General features: G+C 63.4%; 24 protein-coding genes and 1 tRNA gene. 12 read left to right on the top strand and 13 right to left on the bottom strand.

Annotation, left to right across the window (positions count from 1 at the left end):
• Window positions 1–76: 76 nt before the first annotated feature.
• The 3 genes from BM222_RS34650 to BM222_RS34640 all read left to right on the top strand — a co-directional run bounded on the left by BM222_RS34650 (window position 77) and on the right by BM222_RS34640 (window position 1486).
• Window positions 77–628, top strand: a complete 552-nt coding sequence (locus tag BM222_RS34650) for a hypothetical protein (protein WP_092238853.1) — start codon at window positions 77–79, stop codon at window positions 626–628.
• Window positions 629–794: 166 nt separating this feature from the next.
• Window positions 795–1259, top strand: coding sequence for a hypothetical protein (locus BM222_RS34645; protein ID WP_092238850.1), 465 nt, complete (start codon window positions 795–797; stop codon window positions 1257–1259).
• A 150-nt stretch (window positions 1260–1409) separates the two neighbouring features.
• Window positions 1410–1486, top strand: a tRNA-Arg gene (locus BM222_RS34640).
• 74 nt (window positions 1487–1560) lie between these two features.
• On the opposite strand, the gene BM222_RS34635 is transcribed toward BM222_RS34640, so the two are convergent.
• From BM222_RS34635 to BM222_RS34620, 3 genes are all read right to left on the bottom strand, one after another.
• A complete protein-coding gene (locus tag BM222_RS34635) occupies window positions 1561–2526 on the bottom strand; it encodes an AraC family transcriptional regulator (protein WP_092238847.1) in 966 nt (321 codons plus the stop codon).
• A gap of 416 nt (window positions 2527–2942) precedes the next feature.
• A complete protein-coding gene (locus BM222_RS34625) occupies window positions 2943–3224 on the bottom strand; it encodes a hypothetical protein (RefSeq protein ID WP_092238842.1) in 282 nt (93 codons plus the stop codon).
• 125 nt (window positions 3225–3349) lie between these two features.
• Window positions 3350–3604, bottom strand: a complete 255-nt coding sequence (locus BM222_RS34620) for a hypothetical protein (protein WP_092238840.1) — start codon at window positions 3602–3604, stop codon at window positions 3350–3352.
• Between the two features lie 305 nt (window positions 3605–3909).
• Between BM222_RS34620 and BM222_RS34615 the strand changes: the two genes are divergently transcribed.
• The 3 genes from BM222_RS34615 to BM222_RS34605 all read left to right on the top strand — a co-directional run bounded on the left by BM222_RS34615 (window position 3910) and on the right by BM222_RS34605 (window position 6155).
• Window positions 3910–4353 (top strand): hypothetical protein, encoded by a 444-nt coding sequence (locus BM222_RS34615; RefSeq protein WP_092238836.1) that lies wholly within the window; start codon window positions 3910–3912, stop codon window positions 4351–4353.
• Window positions 4354–4444: 91 nt separating this feature from the next.
• Entirely contained in the window at window positions 4445–5323 is an 879-nt protein-coding gene (locus BM222_RS34610; RefSeq protein WP_092238833.1) for a DMT family transporter, read from the top strand.
• Between the two features lie 88 nt (window positions 5324–5411).
• Entirely contained in the window at window positions 5412–6155 is a 744-nt protein-coding gene (locus tag BM222_RS34605; protein WP_177243636.1) for a hypothetical protein, read from the top strand.
• Between the two features lie 59 nt (window positions 6156–6214).
• Here the strand turns inward: BM222_RS34605 and BM222_RS34600 are convergent, their stop codons facing one another.
• The 3 genes from BM222_RS34600 to BM222_RS34590 all read right to left on the bottom strand — a co-directional run bounded on the left by BM222_RS34600 (window position 6215) and on the right by BM222_RS34590 (window position 8945).
• Complete coding sequence (locus tag BM222_RS34600) at window positions 6215–6499, bottom strand: histone (protein ID WP_177243635.1); 285 nt, start codon at window positions 6497–6499, stop codon at window positions 6215–6217.
• 69 nt (window positions 6500–6568) lie between these two features.
• Entirely contained in the window at window positions 6569–7966 is a 1398-nt protein-coding gene (locus BM222_RS34595) for a cryptochrome/photolyase family protein (RefSeq protein ID WP_244547370.1), read from the bottom strand.
• Window positions 7967–8285: 319 nt separating this feature from the next.
• Window positions 8286–8945, bottom strand: coding sequence for a peroxiredoxin (locus BM222_RS34590; RefSeq protein ID WP_092238821.1), 660 nt, complete (start codon window positions 8943–8945; stop codon window positions 8286–8288).
• A gap of 392 nt (window positions 8946–9337) precedes the next feature.
• Here BM222_RS34590 and BM222_RS34585 point away from each other — a divergent pair, with 392 nt between their 5' ends.
• The gene (locus BM222_RS34585; protein WP_092238818.1) at window positions 9338–9910 is read left to right on the top strand and encodes a hypothetical protein; all 573 of its coding nucleotides are present in this window, start codon (window positions 9338–9340) and stop codon (window positions 9908–9910) included.
• A 43-nt stretch (window positions 9911–9953) separates the two neighbouring features.
• Here the strand turns inward: BM222_RS34585 and BM222_RS34580 are convergent, their stop codons facing one another.
• Complete coding sequence (locus tag BM222_RS34580) at window positions 9954–11810, bottom strand: alkaline phosphatase family protein (protein WP_092238815.1); 1857 nt, start codon at window positions 11808–11810, stop codon at window positions 9954–9956.
• A 972-nt stretch (window positions 11811–12782) separates the two neighbouring features.
• Here BM222_RS34580 and BM222_RS34570 point away from each other — a divergent pair.
• Window positions 12783–13232 carry a hypothetical protein gene (locus tag BM222_RS34570; protein WP_177243634.1) on the top strand — a complete coding sequence of 150 codons (450 nt, stop codon included), beginning with the start codon at window positions 12783–12785 and terminating at the stop codon, window positions 13230–13232.
• A 25-nt stretch (window positions 13233–13257) separates the two neighbouring features.
• Here BM222_RS34570 and BM222_RS34565 read toward each other — a convergent pair whose 3' ends face one another.
• Both BM222_RS34565 and BM222_RS34560 read right to left on the bottom strand, forming a co-directional pair.
• Entirely contained in the window at window positions 13258–13647 is a 390-nt protein-coding gene (locus BM222_RS34565; RefSeq protein ID WP_143106146.1) for a hypothetical protein, read from the bottom strand.
• A 77-nt stretch (window positions 13648–13724) separates the two neighbouring features.
• On the bottom strand, window positions 13725–14567 hold the full coding sequence (locus tag BM222_RS34560; RefSeq protein ID WP_092238809.1) for a GNAT family N-acetyltransferase: 843 nt from the start codon (window positions 14565–14567) through the stop codon (window positions 13725–13727).
• 123 nt (window positions 14568–14690) lie between these two features.
• Between BM222_RS34560 and BM222_RS34555 the strand changes: the two genes are divergently transcribed.
• A complete protein-coding gene (locus BM222_RS34555) occupies window positions 14691–15395 on the top strand; it encodes an SDR family oxidoreductase (protein ID WP_092238806.1) in 705 nt (234 codons plus the stop codon).
• 10 nt (window positions 15396–15405) lie between these two features.
• On the opposite strand, the gene BM222_RS34550 is transcribed toward BM222_RS34555, so the two are convergent.
• The gene (locus BM222_RS34550; protein WP_092238803.1) at window positions 15406–16590 is read right to left on the bottom strand and encodes a serine hydrolase; all 1185 of its coding nucleotides are present in this window, start codon (window positions 16588–16590) and stop codon (window positions 15406–15408) included.
• Window positions 16591–16756: 166 nt separating this feature from the next.
• Here BM222_RS34550 and BM222_RS34545 point away from each other — a divergent pair, with 166 nt between their 5' ends.
• From BM222_RS34545 to BM222_RS34535, 3 genes are all read left to right on the top strand, one after another.
• Complete coding sequence (locus tag BM222_RS34545; protein WP_092238800.1) at window positions 16757–17170, top strand: ArsR/SmtB family transcription factor; 414 nt, start codon at window positions 16757–16759, stop codon at window positions 17168–17170.
• Between the two features lie 2 nt (window positions 17171–17172).
• Window positions 17173–17655, top strand: coding sequence for an SRPBCC family protein (locus BM222_RS34540; RefSeq protein ID WP_092238797.1), 483 nt, complete (start codon window positions 17173–17175; stop codon window positions 17653–17655).
• Between the two features lie 197 nt (window positions 17656–17852).
• Window positions 17853–18695, top strand: coding sequence for a hypothetical protein (locus BM222_RS34535; RefSeq protein WP_092238902.1), 843 nt, complete (start codon window positions 17853–17855; stop codon window positions 18693–18695).
• Between the two features lie 3 nt (window positions 18696–18698).
• On the opposite strand, the gene BM222_RS34530 is transcribed toward BM222_RS34535, so the two are convergent.
• The 3 genes from BM222_RS34530 to mhpA are packed head-to-tail and all read right to left on the bottom strand — an operon-like array spanning window position 18699 to window position 22320.
• Window positions 18699–19907, bottom strand: a complete 1209-nt coding sequence (locus tag BM222_RS34530; RefSeq protein ID WP_092238794.1) for an ABC transporter substrate-binding protein — start codon at window positions 19905–19907, stop codon at window positions 18699–18701.
• 41 nt (window positions 19908–19948) lie between these two features.
• Complete coding sequence (locus BM222_RS34525; protein ID WP_092238791.1) at window positions 19949–20800, bottom strand: fumarylacetoacetate hydrolase family protein; 852 nt, start codon at window positions 20798–20800, stop codon at window positions 19949–19951.
• The gene (mhpA, locus tag BM222_RS34520; RefSeq protein ID WP_092238788.1) at window positions 20797–22320 is read right to left on the bottom strand and encodes a bifunctional 3-(3-hydroxy-phenyl)propionate/3-hydroxycinnamic acid hydroxylase MhpA; all 1524 of its coding nucleotides are present in this window, start codon (window positions 22318–22320) and stop codon (window positions 20797–20799) included. Before mhpA ends, BM222_RS34525 begins: the two co-directional genes overlap by 4 nt.
• Window position 22321 lies beyond the last annotated feature (1 nt).

Raw genomic sequence — 22321 nt, 5'->3', positions numbered from 1 at the left:
TCCTATCCGAAATTCGCATGCATAGGGGAACCTGAATTCGTGTCACCGATTGAAAGAGAAGGCGAGTGACGCATCCATGAGCAAAGGGTTTGCTCCGATCGGACCGGGAAGTATCGTCAGGAATGACGAGGGTGCGCCGCGGAGGAAGTCCGCGAACGCCCGGTTCAAGCGCGGCCTCTTGCGGCTATTCGTGATCGGCGGTGCCGTCTGGCTGACGACGCATGCGTCCCAAGGCAATGTCGCTGACACCAAACCGGTAAAACTGAGCTTGGTGAAATTTGCCTTGGCAGGCGGCAATCCGACGCCCCCGGCGGCGGCCTCCGACGCTGGGGGCGTCGAGCTCGACCGAATGAGGATCTCCTCCCAGACGTGGAGGCGCGGCGGCCTCGGCTCGAAGGCGATGGTGACCTTCACCGTGCGAAATGACAATGATTATGCCGTAAAGGATGTCGAGATCGTCTGCGCTTTTGCGCGACGTGATGGCAGCCATCTGACGGACCGCAGCCGCGTGCTGGCCGATACCGTTGGCATGAAGAGCCGCAAGACCTTTGCGCACGTCCCGGTCGGATTCGTCAACGTGAACGCCGACCAGGCGAAGTGCTCTCTCGTGAGGGCGCGGCGCGCCTAAGGGCCGGCCGCACATTCCACTAGCGGAAAAGTTACCTCGCGCGGCCCTTGGCCGAAAATCTTGGCGTTGCCATTTGAACCAAGGGGCTGGGCCAAGGAACCAATTAAAGGATCGCCGGTTAACGCGAAAAGCCCACGCGGGGATGCGGGGGGCGGAGCGTGGTCAAATGCCTATCTTTCGGTACTTCCTGTTCGTCGGTGGAGCGCTGCTCGCACTGTTATTGGCAGCTGATTTCGTTTGGCCGACGTCGCCGGCTGTGCAGACCGTTGCAGCTGCAAGCTATGACCAGCCGCTGATCCGAATCCGGTCCGACCGTCATCTGCCTGAACGTGTCGTGCTCGATACCAGCCAGCCGACCATCGCCGCGCCGGTGGTGAAGACCGTTGCCGTGGCCGCACCTCAGCCGACCGCGCAGGCCGACCCATTGGCTGACGTCTCCGCGAAGGCGCGGGTGCGCGAGACATTTGCCCAATTCACGCCGAAGGCCGACGGGAAGCCGCAGGCGCAGGCTCAGGCCCCAGTTCAGCCCAAGCGCAAGGTGGCTCGGGCGCATTCGGCGCCGCGGCGCGGTCAGCCGATGATGCTGGTGGCACAGCAGCCGCATTTCGGTCTTTTCGACACGACCTGGTAAGAATGGTCTGATCCGCCTGGATCAAGGCGGGAAGGGCTTTTTATTGTCCGACCTCTCTGCTAATTCGAACCGATCCGAACGTCGTCGGGTGCGCTGGCCCACCAGCGTACGACCGAGGCACTCGGTTTGTGGCCCCTCACCCGGGTCAGGGCGCTCGTAGCTCAGCTGGATAGAGCATCGGATTTCGATTCCGAGGGTCGGGAGTTCGAATCTCTCCGAGCGCGCCATTCGTAAGCTGCCCAGGGTTTCCCTCCGTCCAGGCCGGCGGCCTGCTTATTCACCTGTCAGTACGGTGAAGATGTCAGTTCGCCGGAAAACCGGTTTGCCGGGCTCGCGCCAGCGTGTCCGAGGGCGCCTCGTGGAAGGTCGCGCGGTAAGCCGCGGCAAAGTCGCCGAGATGGTGGAAGCCTTGAGCGCGCGCACAGGAGGCGACCGAGGCGGCACCGCTTCTGAGGAGCTGTGTGCGGGTTGCCCAGAGCCGCTTCAGGCGGATGTATTGATGCAGGCTCATTCCGCGCACCTTGGCCACCGCCCCGCCCAGGGTGCGGATCGAGACGCCAAATTCATCGGCGAGATCGGCCGTGTAGATCGGAGCGGTCGGATAGGCTGTGACGTAGTCGTCGATCTGCTGCACGAGCCTGGCTGAGCGTGCGCCCGCGCTTGGAGCGCCGCGATCGGACGACGGGTTGATCCGGAACAGCTCGTCGAAGGCGAGCAACAGGCCTTCCTGAAGGTGCGCGGCGCCCTCCGTCGTTTCGAACATGTGCGGCTGCATGGACGCGGTCTGCAGAATGTCTTGCACAAGCTGCCGCGCGTAGAGATGCGCAGCGGGGTCCGCAATGCGGACCCACAACGCGTCGGCGCGATCGAACCACCCGCGATCCCTGAGTGTGGGCGAGAACATGATCAGCGCATGGTGATTGATCCGCGGTTCGACGAAATGGCAATGGTGGCTGCCGCGCAAGGCGATGAAGAAGCGCGAGTCGATATCCACCCCGCTCGAACTGGCCCGCAGATCGTCGGTCATCGGCAGGATCACCATGCCGCCTGGCGCGCGGTAAACGCTGTCGAGAATGCGTGCGAACGACCGCGCCACAATGATCCGGCACCCCGGCAGGTCCACGATCGCGCGCGCGGCTGCGAAATTGGCGACATCAAGCGGAATGCTCCGGGCGTCCTCCAGGGACTCGGCCGGTCGAAACGCGTCGACATCGGTAAACCGGATCAGCTGGAGCGCGGAGGAGGGGGCGAGAGCGTCGAAGAACATGCGTCTGGACGAATGCTGCAATGTGACAACGAAATGAATGTCTGAATATGCCATCAATGGCGAACCGTGGCGATTCAGTAAACAGGATTCCTCATTGCGGACATCATCCCACGAGAGGGGACCGGATACGTCAACGCTCTCGGCTCATCCTCTGCCCGGAAGCAAGGCCGATGAAAGGGAGTCGCGTGCGGCCGAAGGATGCAAAGCTTCGTCCTTCCCCGCTTGGCTGCTTTCCAAGATGTGCTTGCACATTCATGCCCGTCCGTGGGCACCGGAATACAATCGATCGGCCATCCGCGCAGCACGGCACGGCAAATTTCATCTTTGATCTAGATCAATTTTGGACTTGCTTCAGCGGCAGCGGACTCCCGCGCCATCTCGCAAAAGCGAAGGGGCCCAGAGGGCCCCTTCAAAACTCACCAGCGGCGGCCATAATAGCCATAATAGCGCGGCCGATAGTAGCGCGGGCCGTAATAGCGTGGTGGCGCATAATATCCGGGGCCGTAGCCGTAGCCGTAATAGACGTTCGGCTGCCACCAGCAGCGTCCCCAGGCATTGCAGACCGTGCGGACCTGCTCGACGTCCGAGAGCTGCGGGAGCGCAGGTGCTGGTGCAAGGGGCATGGCCGATGCGACCGACGACGATGCCGCGAGTGCACCGAGCAGGGACACGGCGACAAGGCCGATTTTAAGCTTCATGATGTCTTCCTCCGCTTACGCGAGATAGGATATCGAAGTTGGTCTGATCAAATTGTGGCAGAACCGAAATGTAATGCTGATAGCAGATCCTCAGGTGGCCGCCCGCATGGCGGTCGCCACGCCCCTCAGAAGCAGGGGTGGCGCCGCCTGTCCTGGCCGACATAGGCGGCAGCGCTCTGATAGCAGTGGTTGGTCGATGGGCCGTCGTAGAAGGCGAAGGTCCCGGGCGTGATACCCGGGCCGTAATTGTGCAGATAGCTGATCGGGTAGGGCAGCGGATTGGCGTAATAGCGGTGATGGCCCCGGGCCTCCGCGAGGCTGGGGACGAGAATTGCCGCCGACAAGGCAGCAACCGCGGCTACAAGCTTGAACTGGCGCATGTCGATTCTCCGGACCCACGTAAATCAGTCACCCATCTATAGCCATTTCGGAGGGCCAGGGCACCCATCCGGGGCCCGGAAACCGGGGTTAATCCCGCAGATTCCCCGGTGGGTGTGACAGAATTGCCGGAAGCGCGGTCGGGCCTGCCCATTTTTGGCCTTTTCGGGATGCTTAACGAATTCCCCACACAAGTATGGCCAAAGAGAATCCGGTCAAAGATTCCTGCCGCCGGCTCCTGTGGGGATTTCCTTTGAGGTCCTCTCGAGGCCGGTACGTTCCTGCAAGGTTTTCATCGCAACCTGCCATGCGCATCACGGTTCTCAGCCTGCTGTTGCTCTTCGTCGCCGCCGCGCCCGCACGGGCCGAGCTGCACATCACCCGCGACCACGGTGGCTATGTCGAAGAGTACAAGGCCAAGTACAAGCGCGTCCGCGACACCGGCGAGCGTGTGATCATCGACGGAATCTGCAACTCGGCCTGCACGCTCGTGCTCGGCATCGTGCCGCTGAACAAGATCTGCGTGACACCAAGGGCGAGTCTCGGCTTCCACCAGGCCTATTACGACAAGGCGTTCACGTTTGGAATCAAGGTCACCAGCGCAGCGGGGACGTCCGACCTGATGTCCTACTACCCTGACACGGTGAAGGACTGGATTCGCCGCAATGGCGGGCTGACCACCGACATGAAGAAGATCAAGAACGGGGTCGAGCTCTGGAAGATCATCGATCCCTGCCCGGAAGAATGGTGATGGGCTGAGCTGAGCGGCTGTACGCCGTCGCAGCGCAGCATCAGAAATTCACATTGCCGCACCATCGCCGCTCGGGCAATGAGGCCGGCAAATGAACCATAATCACGATCATCTGGCCGCGCGGGCGGCGCCTGTCCTGTTCGTCCTGCTCTGGAGCACCGGCTTCATCGGCACCAAATACGTCGTCAACAACGCCGACCCCTTGACTTATCTCGCCATCCGCATGGCACTGGTGGTCGGCTTGATGGCGATCATCGCCGGCATTGCCCGCCCGAAATGGCCTGATCCAGTCGGCATCGCGCACAGCGCGGTCGCCGGCATGCTCGTCCACGGCTTCTATCTCGGCGGCACCGCGATCGCGATCGCGCACTCGATTCCGGCAGGCCTCTCCGCGCTCATCCCGGGCCTGCAGCCGATCCTGACCTCGACCATCGCCAACCGCTGGCTCGGCGAGAAGGTGACGCCGGTGCAGTGGGCAGGTCTCGTGCTCGGGCTCGGCGGTGTGGCGCTGATTCTGCACAATCGCCCCATGACAGGCGAAGCCGGGCTCGGCTGGCTCGCCTCGGTGGTCTCGCTGATCAGCATCACGCTCGGCACGCTCTATCAGCGCCGCTTCTGCAGTCAGATCGACTGGCGGGCCGGCAATTTCGTGCAATATGTGGCGGTCACCATCTTCTTCACAGCCGGCGCCGTTTTGTTCGAGGACCGGGTCGTGCACTGGACGCGCGAGTTCGTGCTCGCGCTCAGTTGGCTCGCGATCGCACTTTCGATCGGATCGATCAGCCTTTTGTATTGGCTCATCCGCCACGCCGCGGCGACGTCGGTTGCGAGCCTGTTCTATCTGGTGCCCGCCGTAACCGCGCTGATGGCCTATGTGCTGTTCGGCGAGAAGCTCGATGCTCTCGCGATCGCCGGGATGACGATGTGCGGGGCCGCGGTGTTCGTGGTCAACCGACGCTTCGGCTCCTAAGCCACGCTACCGGAATACATCCCTGGCGTGCGGAGGGCGTCGTGATAGGCTGACCGCAATTCAGCTGAACTTTCAGGCGGTGATTTCCATGAAGAAGGCGAAGCGTGCACTGCTCGGCCGGTCCCTGAAGCCGGTCCGGATTGCCTGCATCAACCACGCTGACGAGACGATCGACAGCGGCATGATGGGCAAACTCACCGCGGCGCTGCAAAAATGCTATGATGAGCACTTCCTGCCGGTCTGGGGCTATCCCGTCGATCTCTACGTGACGCGCAAACCGAAACAGACCGACTGGCAGCTCGTCTATTTCGACGACGCCTCCGACAAGAACATGCTCGGGCGGCACGAGCTGACGTATCACGGCCAGCCGATCTCGAAGATCTTCGTCAAGGCGCTCGGCGACGAGCCGGTCAGCGTGGCGGCGTCACACGAGCTGTTCGAGATGGTGCTCGATCCCATGGCCAATCTCTGGGCCGACAAGGACCGGAACACCCAATACGCCTACGAGGTCTGCGACGCCGTGGAGGAGGATGCCTTCCTCGTCAACGGTTTTTCGATGTCGAACTTCGTCTATCCGTCCTGGTTCGAACCCATCAAGCATCCCCGCGGTACCAGGTTCGATCACAACGGTACGCTGAAGGCGCCGTTCTCGATGACCGAAGGCGGCTACGTCATCATGAAGGTCAAGGGCAGGAAGGTGATCAAGGCGTTCGGCTCACCTGCGAAGCGGCGGCGTTTCAACGCCGAAGACCGGCGCGGCCATCGCAGCGAGTTTCGCGATCCGAACGGGAAGCATCATCAGGGCAGGCGCGCGGCCAAAAAGCAGCGATAGTTGTTCGCAGGAGCGGTCTCCGGGCGGGCCTGCACCCGGAGATCATCCAAAACATGCGATCAGCGCTTGGCCTTCTTGGCCCTCTTTTTCGACTTGGCAGCCTTCTTCGCGGATTTCTTCACCGCCTTCTTGGCCGCCTTCTTCGAGGACTTCTTTGCAGCCTTCTTCGAAGACTTCTTGGCGGCTTTCTTCTTGGATGGCTTCCTCGGCGCGCCTTTCTTTGCGACCTTCTTGGTCGCCTTCTTCACCTTCTTCACGGCGGCGACGGCGGCGTCCTTGGTCGCTTCCACGGCGTTGGTGATCGTCTCCATCGCCTGCTCGGTGATCGGCTTTTCGTCATCCATATCGTGTCCCCCCACGGTTTGCATGGAGCGACGACGATAGCGGGTTTCAGGATTGTGTCAAAGCAACGCTCAACCTTTGCGGATCTTCGCGTAAGCGGCGAGCGCGCGCTCGCGTCCTTTGGCGTGATCGATGATCGGTTGCGGATAGGACTTGCCGAGCGTGATGCCCGCACTCGCCAGCTCGATCGGTGTCGCCTGCCAAGGCTGATGGATCAGCTTCGGCGGCATGTCCTTCAATTCCGGTACCCAGCGCCGGACATAGGCTCCCTCAGGATCGAACTTCTCGCCCTGCAGCGTGGGGTTGAACACGCGGAAATAAGGTGCGGCGTCGGCACCGCAGCCGGCGACCCATTGCCAGTTGGCCGGGTTGCTTCCGGCATCCGCGTCGACCAGCGTGTCCCAGAACCACGCCTCGCCGTCGCGCCAGTCGATCAGCAGATGCTTGACCAGGAACGAGGCGACCACCATCCGGACCCGGTTGTGCATCACCCCGGTGTGCCAGAGCTCGCGCATGCCGGCATCGACGATGGGATAACCGGTGCGGCCGCGCTGCCAGGCGGCGAGCGCTTTGCTGTCGGGCTTCCAGGGGAAGTCGTCGAAGTTGGTTTGCAGGTTCTCAACGGCGAGGTTCGGGTGATCGTGGAGGAGGTGGCGGCAGAACTCGCGCCAGCCGAGCTCGCTCAGGAACTTGTCGATACCCAAGCTGATCGCGGGGTTCTCGGCCGCGGCGAACCGCGCGGCGTGAAAGACCTGGCGCGGACTGAGCTCGCCGAACCGCAGATGTGGCGACAGGCCCGACGTGCCCTCGCGGTCGGGGCGATCGCGATCGCCGACGTAATCACGTGCAGTATGCCTGAGGAAGTCGCGCAGGCGGGTGCGGGCGGAGGCCTCGCCGGGCGTCCAGCTCGCGCGCAGGCCGCCGGCCCAGTCGGGCTTGCTCGGCTCGAGCTTCCAGCTCTCCAGCGTGTCGCTTGCGATCTTCTGCGCGGGACGCAGCTCCTTCGGTGCCGGCAGTGGTTTGGGCGGATGGCCAAGCGATAGCACCCGCCGCCAGAACGGCGTGAAGACGCGCAAGCCCCGGCCTTCCTTGTTGCGGATCTCCGAGGGCGAGACCAGCAAGTCGCCGGGAAATTTTTGCGAATCCAAGCCGACTTTTCCCAGCGCTGCTTCGAGCTGTTTCTCGACGGCCTGTTGCGGGATCTGAGCGACTGTATTCCAATAGACGGCACCAGCGCCGCTCTCGCGCGCCACCTCAGGGATCACCGTGGCCGTCGGTCCCTTGCGCAGGACGAGCGATCCGCCGCGTGCTGCGATGTCGGCGCCGAGCGCGCGCAGCGATTGCGCCAGCCACCAGCGTGCCGCGCCGCCGGGAGCCCGTCCGACGGCATCGTCCAGCACATAGACGCAGACGACCGGCGCGCCGGATTTCGCGGCGGCGTTCAGGGCAGGGTGGTCGGACAGGCGCAGATCATCGCGAAACCAGACGATGATTGGCGCAGGGCTTGGAGTGGTCAGGGAATGTTCTCGTTTACGATTTGGAAAGCATGCCGCGTCGGGTGCTGTGAACCGTCGCTAATGCAGCTGTAAGCGGATTGCATGAATAGGCAGGAATTCTGGGGATGGTTCCATTCATGCCAACGCGTTAACGGCGAAGCTGATCACCTCGATCGCCGAGCAAACCAATCTCCTGGCCCTGAATGCCACCATCGAACCCATGCAGGCGGCATGAGGTCTAACTCGTCGTTCCGGGGTCAATGCTGACGCATCGCCCCGGAATGACAGGCCGTTATTTCGGCTGCGGCACGATGCGGATGTAGGGCTTCGGCTCTTTCCAGCCCTGCGGGTAGATCGTCTTGGCCTCGTCGTTGGAGACCGAGCCCGCGATGATGACGTCCTCACCTTGCTTCCAGTCCGAAGGCGTCGCGACGCGATGCTTGGCGGTGAGCTGGAGCGAGTCGATCACGCGCAGGATCTCCTGGAAGTTCCGGCCCGTGGTCATCGGATAGACCAGCACCAGCTTGATCTTCTTGTCCGGCCCGATGATGAAGACGTTGCGGACGGTCTGGTTGTCGGCGGCGGTGCGGGTGAGGGGATCGCCGGAGATCGCGGCCGGCAGCATGCCGTAAAGCTTCGAGACGTTGTAATCGGTATCGCCGATCATCGGGTAGTTCGGGGCAGCGCCTTGCGTCTCCTTGATGTCTTCAGACCATTTCGAGTGGCGATCGACCGGGTCGACCGAGAGGCCCATCAATTTGACGCCGCGCTTGTCGAACTCCGGCTTCAATTTGGCGAGAGCGCCGAGCTCGGTCGTGCAAACCGGCGTGAAGTCCTTTGGGTGCGAGAACAGCAGCGCCCAGCTGTTGCCGATCCAGTCATGGAACTTGATCTTCCCTTCGGTGGTCTCAGCTTCGAAGTCGGGGGCGGTGGCGCCGATCGGAAGTGTCATGGTTCTACCTCATCGCTTTGAATTTACTCAGAAATTCCGGCTTGCCGTAATTCCTTACTATAGGGACTTGGCGATCCCAAGTGAACGCCAACTGAACTGCTTCAAGTAAAATGTGAATTCCTGCTCTGAAGGGCTGCTTTCTCAGCACAATTTTGTTACGGCGCTCTCTGCGACGAAACATCTCCACCGGGGCTTCACGGTCTCCCTTGCCCCGATAAAGCCGTTTATCACCCGCATCACGCCCGCCCGACGCTCTTCGGAACCGAAACGGTCCTCGCAGCGACTAATCGGCAACCATTGAGAAATGTCGCGATCCCCATATCGAATCATTAACCACCCCTTTACGCCCGCATGAAAATGCTGGCCGATCAGAAGAAATCTGGAAGTGAACTATGTCTGCCGCACTGCCGAAGTCCGTTGAGTCGCCCTCCCTCGAACCGTCCTGCCGCGATACCGCGGCCCATGCGCTTTCCGTCGTGCGCGATGGCGTGATCACGGGCGAAGGTCCGACCACCAAGGGAAGGGTGCACTTTTCCCGGTCGCTCGATTCCGATGATGCCGCCTGGTGCGCGCGCATCCTGACCGCCACCGCCGTCAACGACCAGCCGATCAGCCGCGCCGAAGCCGAGGCGCTGTTCGAGATCAACGAAGCCGCGACCGAACGGGCCGATGGCGGCCGGTTCGACGATTTGCTGACCAAGGCCGTTGCCCATTACGCAGCGAGTGCCTCAGGGCTGAAGGTGCCCTCGCGCAGCGTCGCGCTGGCTCAGGACACCGACATCGAGAGCTGGGCGCCGTCCTACGCCTCCAAGGTCAACAGTGAGATGCTGGAATGGATCGCCGGCCAGATGCGCGGCAAGCGCCACAACAATCGTCGCCTGATGGCGATGGTGGCGACCTTCCTGGGCGCCACCGCGCTGCCTCTGGCGGGCCAATTGCCCAACGTCTTCGACATAGGCATGTGATTGAAGGATTTTCGCGCCCTCATTGAGGGCGCGAATGGTGGGGCTATCGCCCCGCCGTTTTTTGTTTGCCGGCTTCAGGCTCGAGGCCCAGCGTGCGGCCCGGGAATCCGGCGGCGTCGAAATAGCGCTGGCTTCCGACCCGCTGGACGATGAGCACGGTCTCCAGACCATTCTCGGACTTCGCCTTCGACTTCTCGACCACCTTGTACGCCTTCGGCACGAGGCCGTTGGGCAGTGCTTCCGACATCACCCGGCCGACCAGGCCGCCGTTCTGCGAGCCGCGCAGGCCGAGAAGCTGGGCCGCGGTCACGCCGACATCGGCATTGCTGACCGGCAGCTCGTCGACGAACCCGGCTTTGAAGTCCGGACCGATCGCAGCCATGAAGTTGTAGGTGTCGCCCCGGCTGAAGCTGCCATGCATGCCCTGGCCCTGGCGCAGCACCGTATCGGCCACCTGCACCGAGCAATTGGTCGGTGCCTCGCCGCATTCGCTGGCATAGGAGCGGAAGTTGACCACGATCGCAGGCGTCGGCGTCGCCGCCTTGCCACGCAGATTGATGCGCGACAGCGGCAGGGTGCCGGGGATGCGGCCGAGCTGGTCGTCGACGAACAGCCCGGAGACGTAGTCCTGCTCCAGCAGCGCCTTGACCGTCTTGGCCGCCAGCTTCTTGTCCTTGTTCGGCAGGTAGATCAGGTCCGAGCCGCCGTTTGTGGCGAGGACGAGATCGGGCTTGGTCGGATCCTTGCCGAGCACGCCGTTGCCGGCCTTCGGATGGGCGCGGCCGGTGACGGCCGCGTTCTTGTCGTTGGGGTCGAACAGCGGCAGGTCGAGCGCCTTGGCAAGGTCGATCGCCAGGAAGCCCATCGGCAAGAAATCCTTCGGCGTGTCGTCATAGCTGATCTTGGCCGAGGGGCTGGTCTTGCTCTCTTTCGAGATGGTCGAGAAGCCGTGGTCGGCCTGGATCATGATGTTGGTGTTGGCGGCGAGCCCAAGCTCGTCCAGCGCCTTGCGGATCTGGGCGAGGTTGTTGTCGGCGTTCTTGATGCTCGCCATCGTGCTCGGGCCGTTGATGCCCGGCAGGATCTGGTTGAGGCTGTCGCCCTGGTTGTGCTGGGTGCCGTCCGGGTCGCGGGACCAGAACACCAGCACGAACGGCTTGTTGCGCGCCTTGAACATCGGCAGCACCACCTTGGTGGCGACGTCGGCGAAATAGGCCTGCTGCACCAAATTGGCCGAGGTGGTGCCGGGCGTCCTGGCATCGCCCGCCTTGCCGTTGTCGCCGCGGCCGGGAGCGGTGAGGGCGAGACCTGCCTTGGTCAGCGCGTCCTTCATCTCGTCCGACAGCGCGACGCCGGCCTTGCTTCCGGTGGAATCGTCGATGATGATCGAGTGCTTGCCCGTCTTCTCCGGATGATCGGTGTGGTCCCACTGATAGGTGGGGCCGACCTTGCCGATCGCCGCGGTGCTGAGGCCCTGGTCGCGGGCCATCTGCAAGACGGTCTCTTCGTTGAGATAATTGCCTTTGAAGTGCTCGTCGATGTCGCCGAGGACGGCGTCGTTCTCGATGAAGGGGACCACGGTGTCGCCGGCCGGACTCGAGATGTAGTTGGTCCAGATCGTATTGGAGTACACGCCGGTGTCGCCGAGATAATGGCCGGTCGACATCGCCGAGCCGTTGGCCATGGTGAATGTCGGGAACAACGAGTGCGAGTTCTTGAAGTTCACGCCCTTGTCGCGGACCTCAGCCATGGCGGGTGCGGTTTCGGGGGTGATCTTCAGCGCGCGCAGCCCGTCGGGAATGAACAGGATCAGGTTGCGGGGCGTGTTGTTCTCGGCGAAGGCAAATCCGGAGGACAGCACTGTCAGTCCGGCTGACAGCAACACCAGTGAACGGCGCATCAAAATCTCCTAGCGGTGAAGCGGCTCGGCCGCCGAACCGCGGCCCCCAGGCAATCGTTTAGTTTTGCAGTACGACAGTTTTGTTACAGGAGCGGGCGAGCGCGCCAGAAGTGAGGGGGAGGGGGAGAGGTCAGCGGCGAGAGCTGAGTTTCCGGGCACAACTGCTTCCAAATCGAGAGCAAGGTGCATCGGCGTCGCGTCTCCAACTCGCATCTTCATTGCAGACATGTCTTCGCATCCTCGCGGCATCTCGCCCGAGCTTTGCTTTGTCGCCTTACCCTCGTCTGAAAGAGGGTGCAGGGAAGACCGGGTGCTGACCTCGCACCCGCGGTCCACTGTGCGATATTCTGCGCTACAAAAATTTGCACAGCGGCATACAGGTGAAGCCCAACATCCGGCCTTCCCTGCGCAGTGGTTTGACGGTTTATGTCGTGATCTCCCCGGGGAGCGATGCACTATTGCCCCCGTCGTCTCGCAGATGACTGACACGAGGACCCGGTTGGGCCACACGCATCACCACGAGCCTTGACGCACAGACGCCGGGCGCCAGGACCACACGATTTTGCCGTACGCGGATCACACCGGTCGTTTGCGCGATGGTCTCGCTCACGGTCGCCCGCCCTGCAAAACCCTTCGCGCCGATGTGGCCCACGCCCACCGCCGCCCGGCCCGCGTCGTGACGATCGCGATACGCCCCTCTTCCTTGGGCCGGGTTGCCGCGACACATACGCCATTTCCGAATTTCGGTAAAGGAGAATATTTCTGGTCGATGGGATCGACCAAGGGATGGCGTGTTTTGCCCCACATGCAACACACGATCTCGAGCCATGGTCGCCTCCAGGCGTTCTGCCGCACCCGGGTCCGCGTTAATCCCGTGCCTTAACCAATAATTAATTATAGGTTTGCGGGCGGACGACGGACCGGCCTAGCGTGCACTGGGGAGCGCGAAGCCAAACGAGTGTGGTGCGTATCATGATGTCCAGATCACATGGGGCCTTGCTCGCCTCGTTCAGCGCAGCCGCGCTGCTCCTTGGCGCCGGCGAAAGTTTTGCACGACCGGGCGGCGTCGCCCCCCACGGGGTCGCCGCAGTGCGGTCCGGCGCGATGGCGCATCCGCCGATCGGGCCGGGCGCGCGGTTCCGCGGCCGCAACTTCAGCAATCCCTGGGTCTACTGGCCGGGCGGCGGCGGCTTCTTCAACGACGGAGCGGCGTACAGCGAACCGTTCGCCGATGCCGGGCCCATCACCAACGACGTTCGCTACACCTACACCTACGACGTTCCCTGGGACTGGGCGCATCGCTTCCCGCCGAACGTCGTGCCCTCCGACCGGCCTTATGTGTCGAGTTGTCCGACGGAGCAGGTGACGGTGCCCGGCCGTGGCGGTGCCGAGCACACCGTCAACATCACGCGCTGCTACTAGGCAGCGCACGGTTTTTCGCGGCTCGCTACAGGATGCCTGCCGCTGCCGCCTGGTCGCGGTCGGACTGCTTTCGCCTGATATTCGCGAGCTCGCGGCTGCAAGCCGCAAATGCGCTCGTCTCCGGCCGCAGCCCGAACTGCCCGCAGACATCCCGATCCTCATCGGCAATCACACGTGCGAGCTCCGCCCGGGCGGCCTCCCGTATCGCAGGCGCCGAGGCGAGCGTGTGAAGCCCGAGGGCGGTCACGACGGCAAGCACCAACGCGGCGGCGATCCCGAGGCGCTGTGTGTCATCCGCCGTGGGCTGAGAAAAACGAGCCTTGCTTCTGGATTCGGGCATGAATTCCCCCGCATAAAATATCGACGATCCGAAAATGACGATCGCGCCGTCCGACAAAATCGGCGGATGCAACACGATACACGGCACGTCGCCGCGGGGACGTGAAGCAGATTACAATTTTCAAGCCGGAACGGACTAACTCAAAATGGGTACTACCCCAGCTCAAAACTGGTTACTCCGAACACGCGGTCGAGCCGCAGTGACCCGATCGGTCCAGTGTACATTCGTGCCGTTTCGAACGTCGGCTTCAGCTTGAGCGATTCCGCAAGCGCTATAGCATCGCGGTTCACAGCGGGGGTGTCGAGCACAATCTCGTTGCTTCCGGGGCTCGCCAGCAAAGCCTGCAACACGGCCTCCGCAGCTGCGCGGTCATCGGCTACCAGCGGGCCGATCTTGCGGCCGGTCCGGCAGGGCCGGATCACGCCCCAGGCGGCAAGCTTGCCGTCGCGCATCAGTGCGCGGCCAACGTGTCCAGGTGAGTTGATCCAGGCGCGCAGGAAGGCCGGGCGCGGGGCAGGGAAGACGGTGGCGTCGACGGCCTGCACAAGCCCAAATGGGATCGTGTCGATCGCAACAATTTCGGGAGGCGGCTTCGCCGGCGCGGCAACGATGCCGCTGTAGCGGATATTGGCGTAAGCCAGCTGGAAGCCGGACTTCCTGTAATTGTCCTGCTGTGCCACGACTCCGTCGAGACCGATCACGCGCGAGCCCGCGTGCGCAATCGCGGCATTCCAGATTCGGAGACCGTGCCCCCTGCCGCGAAAGCCTGGCCGCACGATGTAGAAGCCGATGAAGGCGAAGCTGTCGCCATAGGTGACGCAGGAGATGGTTGCGACCGGCGCGCCGTCGATCTCGCCGACGAAGAAACCTCGCGCATCAGGGATTGCGAAACAGGCCGCATCGGCAAAGCCGGGGTTCCAGCCCTCGGCCGCGGCCCAGTCGATCGCGACGGAGATCTCGTCGGGCCGCAAATTGCGGATCTGCAAATCGTTCATGTCGCGTGGCCTCGCGGCAATGGACCTTTGGGCAAGTCCGGCTGTAGAAGGTCTGATGACTGGCTGAGCCATCGCAGACTGGACCTTGGGCTCGCCTCAACGCTATCACAGGGATATCAGGTCATGGCAGCAGAGAAAGTCGCACTCGTCACCGCAGGCGGCAGCGGCATGGGAGCCGGGGCTGCGCGGCGGCTCGCAGCCGACGGCTTCCGCATCGCCATCCTGTCGTCCTCCGGCAAGGGCGAGGCGCTCGCGGCCGAACTCGGCGGGTTCGGTGTGACCGGCTCGAACAAGTCCAATGACGATCTGAAACGCCTCGTCGATGGGGCGCTGGGGAAATGGGGGCGCATCGACGTGCTCGTCAACAGCGCCGGTCATGGGCCGCGCGCCGCCATCACCGAAATTACCGACGAGCAGTGGCATCTCGGCCTCGACACCTATCTGCTTAACGTAATCCGTCCGGTCAGGCTGGTGATGCCCGCGATGCAGACGCAGAAGGGCGGCGCCATCATCAATATCTCGTCCGCCTGGGCGTTCGAACCCAGTTCGATGTTTCCGACCTCCGCGGTGTTCCGTGCAGGCCTTGCTGCCTTCACAAAGATCTTCACCGACACCCATGCGGCCGACAACATCCGCATGAACAACGTCCTGCCGGGCTGGATCGACAGCCTGCCGCAGACCGACGCGCGCCGCGACAGCGTGCCGCTGAAACGCTACGGCAAGGTGGAGGAGATCGCGGCGACGATCTCGTTCCTGGCTTCCGACGGCGCAGCCTACATCACAGGGCAGAACATCCGCGTCGACGGCGGACTGACGCGCTCGGTGTGACGCAGGTGATTCACTGCGCTGCCACCAGCCGGGCCAGCGCGGGCAGGATCTTGTAGCGGGCGATCTCGTGCGGATATTCGCCACGATTGGCGAGCAGCACGATGCCGATCCGGTATGCAGGTACGAGGCCCATATAGCCCGACGCATTGTTGAGGCCGCCGGGCTTGTCGACGACGGTGACACCCGGCAGGTGTACGGTCTCCCACGCCATGGCCTGCCCGAACGTAGCCTGCTCAAACGTCTGGTCGACGCGGAAACTTTCGCGCTGTGTCAACCGCAGCGCCTCACGCAAGTGCGGACCGATCGAGCGGCCGTCGACGCTCGCCGCGACGAAGGTGGAGAGGTCCCGCGCGGACGAGAACATTTGGCCGGTGCCGGGGAAATCGAAATAGCTCTGCTGGTTGCCGATCGGGCCGATGGCTGTGCCCTGGTCGGAATAGCCCTGCACCGCCAGCCGCATCGCAGTCTCGTCCATGATCGCGCGATTGTCCGCTCCGCGCTCCGGCAGGAACGTCGCGTGCATGCCAAGCGGTGTGAGGACGCGGCTCTCGATCAGCTTCGCGATCGGCGTGCGGTAGCAGCGCTCGAGCACCAGCTGAAGCAGCACATAGCCGGCATGGCTGTAGATGCGCTGCTTGCCCGGCGTGACGCCCGCGGGCGGCGCGAAGGCGTTAAGCATCTCGATGAACTCCGCCTGCGAGTAGGAATCATCAGGCCAGGGCGGGTGATCGGTCGGCAGCAACAGCCCTGACGTATGCGTGGCGAGCTCGCCGACGGTGATGTGTCGGACGTAGTCGCCGGTGAGCTCCGGCAGGTATTTCGGCAGAGGATCGTCGCGCCGTAGTTCGCCGCGGAGGATGCCTGATGCCACCAGCGCCGCCTCGAACGGTTTTCGCAAGGAGGCGAGGTTGAACAGCGTGTCCGGCGTCACCGGCCGCTTGGTGGCATCGTCGGCAAAGCCGTAGGTGAAGAATTCGACGTGCCCGCCGGCATACAGCGCGGCGGCGAGGCCGCCCGGATAGTCTGAGGTCGCTGTGGGCGCGAGCTCGGCGGCGACGATATCGCGCATCTGCGCGATCATCTCCGAATCCGCCCAGGCGCGACGCGGCCCGGCAAGGGTCGCCGCAAAGGGCAGAAGAGCGGCGCGGGCGAGGGATCGCCGGGTGATTTGCGGTGAGATGACAACAGACGTCACGTTCTCTCTGATGATGCGGTTGCGGCCCCGGTGACGATCTTAGCGGGGCGGGCTTGGCGTCCAATTCACGATTGCGCGTTGTCGGTTCCACCGGCCCCACGATAAAACTTAGCCTATGGGCTAACAATTGTTGACGCCGGATCACGATGGTCCTATAGTTAGCTGAATGGCTAACCAATTATCCCAGCTCGACCAGGTTTTCGCAGCACTTGCCGACCCCACGCGGCGGGCAATCGTGATGCGGCTGTGTGCCGGCGAGGCCTCGGTCGGTGAACTCGCCAGTCCCTTCGACATGGCGCTTCCGAGCCTCATGAAGCACATCCATGTGCTGGAGACGTGCGGTCTCGTGTTGTCGGAGAAGGAGGGCCGCGTGCGCACCTGCCGCCTCGACCCGGAAGCGCTCCTCAGCGCGGAAGACTGGTTCCAGCACCAGCGCGCGATCTGGGAGGCAAGGCTCGATCGGTTCGAGGCCTATGTGATGAAGCTTAAGAAGGAGAGGGCCGCCGCCAAGCCCCCGTCCAGGAACGCCAAGAAATCCGACAAGACGACCCACAAGCCAAGCAAACGGAAAGGTACCTGACGATGACGAATCCAGCCCTGTCGCAGTGGTCGATGGACCGCGAGATCGTGATGTCGCGCGTGATCGACGCGCCACGCGATCTGGTGTTCGAGGCGTGGTCCGATCCGAAGCACCTGCCGCATTGGTTCGGGCCGAAGGGGTTCAAGATCGAGACGTTCGAGATCGATGTGCGCGTCGGCGGCGTCTGGCGCTTCAACATGATCGGCCCCGACGGTACCGTCTATCCGAACCGCATGCGCTTCCTCCGCATCGAGCGGCCGTCCTTGATGGAGATGGACCATGGCGTCGACCAGGACGATGATCCCGGCATGTTTCGCTTCACCCTTACGTTTGCCGAACAGAGCAACGGCAAGACCGTGCTGATGATGCGGCAGCTGGCGGCGAGCACCGAGCAGCGCGACGGCATGATCGGCTTTGGCGCCGTCGAATATGGCTATCAGACGCTGGACAAGCTCGCGGCCTATGTCGGCGCGCTGAGAAGATAACAACGCGTGATTCCGGGGGCCGACTCAGCGCCCCCGGCATCTTCTCGGAGACGCCGAAACATCGTCGCGTTCGCGATTATGACAACGCGCAGGCGAATTATGACAGTGGCGTCACGCAGATTTTTGTCGCGTGGAACGAAGGATTTATGACAGAATTGCTACCGTTGGATGTCATCTCGACTACAGCGGAGCTCAACATGTTGCAGTGGCAGGCGCGGTCGAATCCCCTCGCGTGGTGGTGGGGGTCCCTGACGCTTGTCAGTGCGGCGAATATCCTCGTGTGGTTCATGCTGTACCGCGAGTTCTATCCGAGCGTGGCCGGCAGCGTCGGCGGCGGTTCGGATATCGGGCTGATGTTCCTGCTGTGCGCGGGCTATGTGTTCGGCTGCGCCTTCCGTTCGGTGCTGCCGCGCGCCGACGTGCAGCGCATTTGCCTGTTCGACACCTGGCTGTCGAGCGTGTTCATCGGCCGCACCGTCGCGACCGTGGCCGAGGTCTGCTTCGCCGCGCAATGGGCGATCATCCTGCATCAGCTCGGCCGCATAACGGGCGCGGAGACCGCGGTGAACATCGCCCTCGCGATCGTGCCCGTCATCATCATCGCGGAGTGTTTCTCCTGGTACGCGGTGGTCACCACCAACTTCCTGTTCAACGCGATCGAGAACTCGCTCTGGGCGGTGACCTTCTTCCTCGCCGGCATCGCGCTGTGCCGGCTGATGCCGGAATTCCAGGGGCCGGTGCGCTGGGCGCTGATCGCGGGAATCCTGGGCATCGCCTGCTTCCTCGCCTTCCTCGTCACCGTCGACGTGCCGATGTATCTCAGCCGCTGGCGGGCAGGGCATGAAGAGGGCGGCAGATTTCTCGGCTTGCTCGAGGGCCTGCATGACGTCTCGACGCGCTGGGTGGTGACCCACGACATCGCGCATTGGAAGGGCGAGCTGACCTGGATGTTCCTGTATTTCAGCGCCGCCGTGTGGTCGAGCCTCGCGCTCTGCGCGCTCTATGCGATGGAAGGCTATCTCACGCGCTATCTGGCGTGATCGCTACTTGCCGACCAGGCCGCACTTGCTGCGGTCGAGCGGACGGAAGGCCTGGTCGGGCGGAATGGTTGCGACCAGCTTGACGAAATCCCACGGCCCCTTCGACTCCTGCGGTGTCTTGACCTGCACCAAATAGAGATCGTGCACCATGCGCTGGTCCTCGCGGATGTGGCCGCTCGTCGTATAGGCGTCCGACACCGGCGTCGCCTTCATCCTGGCCATCACGGTCGCGCTGTCGTCCGAGTCCGTGTCCTTCACCGCTTGCAGATAGTGACGCACGGCGGAATAGACGCCGGCCTGGATCTGCGAGGGCATTGCCTTGCGCCTGGCATAGAATGCATCGGAGAATTTCCGCGCCGCCGGTGAGATGTCCTCGAAGAACGAGGTGACGATGAGATCGCCGCGCGTCGCCTTCAGGCCGACTGCCTCGATATCGACGTTCTGGAACGACATCGGCACGATCTTGATGCCCTGGTCGGCGAGGCCGAATTCCTCCGCCTGCTTGATCGCCGTGGCATTGTCGCCAGCGACGTTGATCGCGAGGATCTTTGCCCCAGACGACTGCGCCTGCAGCAGAAATGACGAGTAGTCGGGCGTGCCGAGCTGGGCCTTGACGCTGCCGGCGACGTTGCCGCCGAGCGCCGTGATACGCTCGCGCGCAGTCGCCTCGATGGAGTGGCCGAAGGCGTAGTCGCCGGTGATGAAGAACCAGGGCTCCTTGCTGGTCTGCATGATGCCGGAGACGACGGCAGTCGCGGTGGAATAGGCGTCCTGGGTCCACTGCACACTGCTGGGTGCGCAGGCCTCATCGGTGAGCTGGTTGGCGCCAGCGCCGGAGATCAGGAAGATCTTGCCGTTGCTGCGCACCAGCTCCTGCACGGCGAGCGCCGCGCCGGAGCTGCCACCGTCGGCGATCGCCTGCACCCCGTCGCTGAACCATTTTCGCGCGAGCGAGGCGGCAAGATCAGGCTTGTTCTGGTGATCGGCCTGCAAAATCTCGATCGGCTTGCCGTTGATCTTGCCGCCGAACTCCTCCGCCGCCATCCGCGCCGCCTCGACCGAGCCCGGGCCCATCGCGGTTGCGAAAACGCCGTTCATGTCGGTGAGGACGCCGATGCGGACGGCGTCGCCCTTGATCTCGGCGCGTGCCGCGCCCGCGAGCGCCAGTGTGATCAGCAGGGTGGCGGTGGAGGCGGTGCGGATGGTGGCCATGGCGTTTCCTGATTTTATCGTTGATGGTTCGGTCGCGGTGGTCAGGCCGCTTCGGCGACGACCTTGTTGCGTAAGATTCCGATACCGGAGATTTCGACCTCGACGGTGTCGCCGGGGCGCATCCACAACGGTGGCCTGCGCTTGGCACCGACGCCGCCTGGCGTCCCTGTCACGATGACGTCGCCGGGGACGAGCGGGCAGATCGTCGCGATGTAGGCGATCAGCTCGGGGACGGCGGTGATTAGGAGATCGGTCGTCGTGTCCTGCACCACGGTGCCGTTAAGGCGCGTCTGAAGTGTGAGCTTCGAGGGATCGGGAATCTCGTCCGCCGTCACCAACCAGGGACCAAAGCTGCCGCTCTGGGCAAAAGTCTTGCCGGAGAGGAATTGGCTGGTGTGGCGCTGCCAGTCGCGGATGCTGCCCTCGTTATAGCAGGCATAACCGGCGATGTGCTCAAGGGCACGGCTCGCGGGGATGTGCCGGCCGCCTTTGCCGATCACGAGTGCGAGCTCGCCCTCGTAGTCGAAGTCGTCGCTGACTTCAGGTTTCACGATCGGCTGGAGATGGCCGACCTGGCTGCAGGGGAAACGGACGAACAGCGCCGGCTTCTCGGTGACGGTGCGCCCCGTTTCGGCGACGTGGTCGCGATAGTTGAGGCCGACGCAGATGATCTTGCCGGGATCGGGGATCACAGGCGCGAAGCAGATCGCGTCGAGCGGATGATCGGGCGCAGTGGATGCAACCAGCATTGCAGCTTCGGCAACGCGACCGCTTTCGAGTAACTGCCGCAGGGTGGTGCAGGGCGCCATGCGAGCCCCGAGGTCAACGACGCCATTGTCCTTGATGGCTCCGAAGGAGGCGCGGCCGTCGGCGATGAAAGAGAGCAGCTTCATTGGATATCCTCAAGAGACATTTGGTCAGCCGCGGACGGCATGTGGATGACAGGCGTGATGGCGGCGACGAGGCGGTCGAGCTCGGCACCGTCGCAGGCGGTGCCGCGGATGTAGCGGTCGGGGCGAACGAGCGCGGCGACAATGCCGTGTTCGCGCAGCCAGGTTCCGATGTCTTCGGCATCATCGCTGGTCAGGATTTTGACCCCTGCGTGCGAAATAGCAGGACGCGCGGCGCTCTCGATGAGTAGGACATGGCTGTAGCCGGTCCGGTCGTCGCTGCGGCTGCCGTCCTTCAGCGTGAATTGCGGCGCGAGATGTCCGGTGAGAGGCAGATCACCAAGCACAAGTCCAGGGCCGAGCAAGGGCTTTTTCACCTCTAGCTTGACTGGCGCATTCTCGCGCGCTTGCCCGGCAGCGAGGCCGGCCTCGATCGCCTTGGTGTTGATGACGCCACCGAGGCGGATGGCGAGCTCGATGAACTCGCGCACATGCGGCTGGCGCTCGCTCTGATAGGTGTCGAGCAGGCTGGCTTCGGCGCCGCCGCGGATGACGCTCGCCAGCTTCCACGCCAGATTGGCGGCGTCGCGGATTCCGGCGCACATGCCCTGGCCGAGGAAGGGTGGCGTCTGATGCGCGGAATCCCCGGCGAGCAGCAGCCGGCCATTCCGCCATTGCTGCGCGATGACGGAATGAAAGGTGTAGACCGCGGCGCGTTCGAGCTCGGCATCCTCAGGCGTGATCCAGCGCGACAGCAGCTCCCAGACCTTGGCCGGCTGCGCGACGTCGTTCGAATCCTCGTCCGGAAGCACTGTGATCTCCCAGCGCCGCCGCATGCCGGTGCCACGCACATAGGTCGCCGGTCGGCGCGGATCGCAATGCTGAAGGCTGTAGTCGCCGAGATCGTCGCGTGGGCGCTTGAGCAGCGCGTCGACCACCAGCCAGCGCTCGTGAAAGCCGAGATCGTCCATGCCGGAGCCGATGAAGCGGCGAACGAGAGAACGTGCGCCGTCGCAGCCGATGACGTAACCGGCTCGCACCTCGCTGAGCTTGCCGTTCGAGAGGTCCTCAAAGCGCACCCGCACGCCGCTCTCGTCCTGATCGAGCGCGAAGACATCGCAGCGGCTGCGCAGGCTGACGTGGGGCCAACGTGCAAGGCCGCCGATCAGCACGTCCTCCAGGTCAGGCTGGTGGAAGCGATAGCTGAGATTCCAGCCCATCGGCGTCAGCGTCTGTGGCCGCGACCAGTCCAGCAGCATTTTGCCGTCGGCATCGAGGAATAGCATGCCGGGGCTGAGGATGACGTGCGGCAGGATCGCGTCAGCAAGGCCAACGGTCTGGAACACGCGCATGCATTCGTCGTCGAAATGTACCGCGCGCGGTAGATGATAGGTCCGTCCCTCGCGCTCCAGCACCAGCGTCCGCAGGCCACAAAGCCCGAGCAGATTGGCCAGCGTCGCGCCGACCGGGCCACGGCCGACGATCACGACGTCGAACTCTTCAGGTGCGGATTTATCTTGCATG

The organism is Bradyrhizobium sp. Gha (assembly GCF_900113735.1).
GTDB lineage: Bacteria > Pseudomonadota > Alphaproteobacteria > Rhizobiales > Xanthobacteraceae > Bradyrhizobium.
Note: the sequence above shows the minus strand (reverse complement) of the source record. Positions and strands in the feature narration are given on the sequence as shown.